The organism is Wolbachia endosymbiont of Cardiocondyla obscurior (genome assembly GCF_902713635.1).
GTDB lineage: Bacteria > Pseudomonadota > Alphaproteobacteria > Rickettsiales > Anaplasmataceae > Wolbachia > Wolbachia pipientis.
Map to the genome: position 1 here is coordinate 1 of NZ_CACTIU010000092.1, position 2,963 is coordinate 2,963.

At 39.5% G+C, this 2,963-nt stretch carries 4 protein-coding genes; all 4 read left to right on the forward strand.

What is annotated here, in order from left to right:
- Nucleotides 1-185: 185 nt before the first annotated feature.
- The 4 genes from WOCAOBSORBRA_RS05760 (at nt 186) to WOCAOBSORBRA_RS05775 (ending at nt 2,812) form a co-directional block, all read left to right on the forward strand.
- On the forward strand, nt 186-389 hold the full coding sequence (locus WOCAOBSORBRA_RS05760) for a hypothetical protein (RefSeq protein WP_010962508.1): 204 nt from the start codon (nt 186-188) through the stop codon (nt 387-389).
- Nucleotides 386-619, forward strand: a complete 234-nt coding sequence (locus WOCAOBSORBRA_RS05765; protein WP_010962507.1) for a hypothetical protein — start codon at nt 386-388, stop codon at nt 617-619. Before WOCAOBSORBRA_RS05760 ends, WOCAOBSORBRA_RS05765 begins: the two co-directional genes overlap by 4 nt.
- A gap of 60 nt (nt 620-679) precedes the next feature.
- Nucleotides 680-2,419 (forward strand): single-stranded-DNA-specific exonuclease RecJ, encoded by a 1,740-nt coding sequence (gene recJ / locus WOCAOBSORBRA_RS05770; protein ID WP_010962506.1) that lies wholly within the window; start codon nt 680-682, stop codon nt 2,417-2,419.
- Between the two features lie 237 nt (nt 2,420-2,656).
- Nucleotides 2,657-2,812 carry a hypothetical protein gene (locus WOCAOBSORBRA_RS05775; protein ID WP_174516129.1) on the forward strand — a complete coding sequence of 52 codons (156 nt, stop codon included), beginning with the start codon at nt 2,657-2,659 and terminating at the stop codon, nt 2,810-2,812.
- Nucleotides 2,813-2,963 lie beyond the last annotated feature (151 nt).

The window sequence follows — 2,963 nt, forward strand, 5'->3', positions numbered from 1 at the left end:
GCCATACTTGAAAGTATAATGTAAGTAATTAGCCAACCACGGGGCTTCTTTTGCCTTTTTTTTCATTTGGTAAATTTTTTAATATTTATACGGAAGGTAGCGCGTGACGCTGGAACCCCAAAAAAAGGATGATGTCATCCCAGTGCTCCTTTTTTTGTCATCTGAGTAGCTGACACTGTCCTCCTTTGTCATCCCAGTGCCCAGACACTGGGATCCAGCATTTCACGCAATCCCATCAAGAACGTTGTATTTTACATAACACTTTTATGCTTACCAACTTAATAAAATTCCTGGATCCCAGTGTCAGCTACTCGGATGACAAAAAAAGGAGCACTGGGATGACAGGAGAGGGAGGCTACTTGGATGACATCATAGGGGCACTGGGATGACACCATTCTTTTTCCTGGATCCAAATAGTCAAGGCACTGGAATGACAAAAAAAGGAGGCACTGGAACGACAAAGTGGAGTGTCTGCTTCTGTCATCCTATGATAGCTAAAAAGACCTGGTCACGCGCTGGAATGACACCGAAGGGGCTACTGCCCTCTTGGATGGAGACCAGTGTCAGCTACTTAGATGATACCTTTTTTCTACTTAGTTTAGGTTATGCAGAAGTCTAATACAATTATAGAACAAGCTTAAAAATTCTGGTAAAGTAGTTTTATTTACAAAGAAAGAATATGCTACTTGAAATTGAAAAGCGCAGCATAACAAATGCATTGTGGAAGTTGCAAGAAGCAGATCAAAGGCAAATCTTAACTCTTACACAGAGATTTGAGTTACCAGAAATATTAGCAAGAATATTGGTTACTCGTGGTGTTAACATAGAAAATGCAAGCGACTTCTTATATCCACTAATCAGATCGCTATTACCAGATCCCTTTCACCTTCTTGATATGGATAAAGCTGTTTCTCGTATAATACGGGCAATAAAAAATGATGAAAACCTTGCAATATTTGGTGACTATGATGTTGATGGTGCAACGTCGTCAGCATTGATTAACAGGTACCTGAGAGCAATCGATATACACTCTATAATCTACATTCCAGATCGTGTTGATGAGGGTTATGGATTAAACACAGATGCTTTATTACAACTTAAAAAGAATGGAATTGATTTATGTATTTCCGTTGATTGTGGTACGCTTGCATATCAACCAATAGAAGATGCAAAGGCTTTTGGTCTTGATATTATAGTTGTTGACCATCACCTTGGTACGGAAAAATTACCAAGCGCCGTAGCAGTTGTGAATCCAAACCGCCTTGATGAGAGCTCTCCTTATAATAACCTAGCAGCAGTTGGAGTGTCATTTCTGCTAATTGTTGCTCTTAATAAAAGCCTACGTGAGCAAGGATTTTTTACCAACAAAAAAGAACCAGATTTATTTGATCTGTTGGATTTGGTTGCCCTGGGAACTGTCTGTGATGTTATGCAGATCACAGGCCTCAATAGAGCACTTGTCTCACAAGGATTAAAAGTTATGTCAACAAGAAAAAACGTTGGCTTGCGTGTTTTATTTGATGCTTTGGGAATCCTTGAAAAACCAAGTGTTTCTCGATTAGGGTTTAGTATTGGGCCATGCATAAATGCTGGAGGAAGAATTGGAGAAGCATCGCTTGGTGCAAGGTTGCTTTCCACTGATGATGATGAAGAGGCACATTCAATCGCGCTAAAATTAATAGATTTGAATAATGCAAGAAAAGTGTTAGAAAATGAGGCTCTCTTGGAAGCTACAGCACAAGCGGAAAAGTCTGCCCAATCAGGTGCGAATTTTATAATGATAAGTGGCAATTGGCACCAGGGAATAATTGGTATAATTGCATCAAGGCTAAAGGAGCAGTTTCACTTGCCAACAGTAGTGATATCTTTAAATAATGGAATAGGAAAAGCAAGCTGTAGATCAATTTTGGGAGTTGATATCGGTGCTGCAGTCCTTTCCGCAAAGTTTATAAATTTGATTATTGAAGGTGGTGGCCATAGTATGGCGGCAGGATTTTCAATTAAAGAAGACAAAATAAATGATTTGCATGATTTTTTTACTGAAAGATTTTCAAATTCTATAAATGAGAAAACTTTAAAAGCTGATAGTATAGTAACTGCTAAAGCAATAAATTTGTCTTTATGGAATCAATTGCAACGCTTGGGACCATTTGGAGTTGGAAATCCTGAACCAAGGTTTATTATCCAAGGAGCAAAGATAAGAAAGCCTGAAGTTATAGGAGTTGACCATATAAAATGTTTTATTGCTGATGATAATGTTATGGTAAGAGCTATTGCATTTCGTTCTGCAAATACTCATCTTGGCTCTGCTATCATGCAGGGTAATGTTAAAGCTATTTTGGGTAAAATCTCTATGAATTACTGGAATGGCAATGAATTTGTACAATTTTTAATAGAAGATGTATTGACCATTAGTTGAGTGTATCTGTTCAGCAGAGTGGCAAAATAGGTAGACAAGATAAACCAAAAAATCGAGAAAAAGTGAGTTTACAACAACTGGTGTCATGAAATTATCTGACACTGATTTCCATCCAAGAGGGTGTCATCCCAGTGCTCCTATAATGTCATCCCAGTGCGTGACACTGGGATGACACCCTACTTAACCGTCATACCGCGATTCATTCGCGGTATCTCTTAGCCGCTAACAAGTAGCGGGATGACGAGCTTATCGTCATGCCACTGCGAACCGTCATACCGCCGCGAACCGTCATACCGCGATTCATTCGCGGTATCTCTAGATCCCGCTAACAAGCAGTGGGATGACGAGCTTATCGTCACGCCGCCACGAACCGTCATACCTCCGTGGCGCTAACAAGAGATCCCGCTAACAAGCAGCGGGATGACGGTTGTCGTTTAGCCATAAATACTTAAGAAATTTACCAAACGAAAAAAAAGGCAAAAGAAGCCCTAGTCATTGTCTATTTTCAGTATTGGCGTTTTTTAAGTCTTAAACACTGCAATTT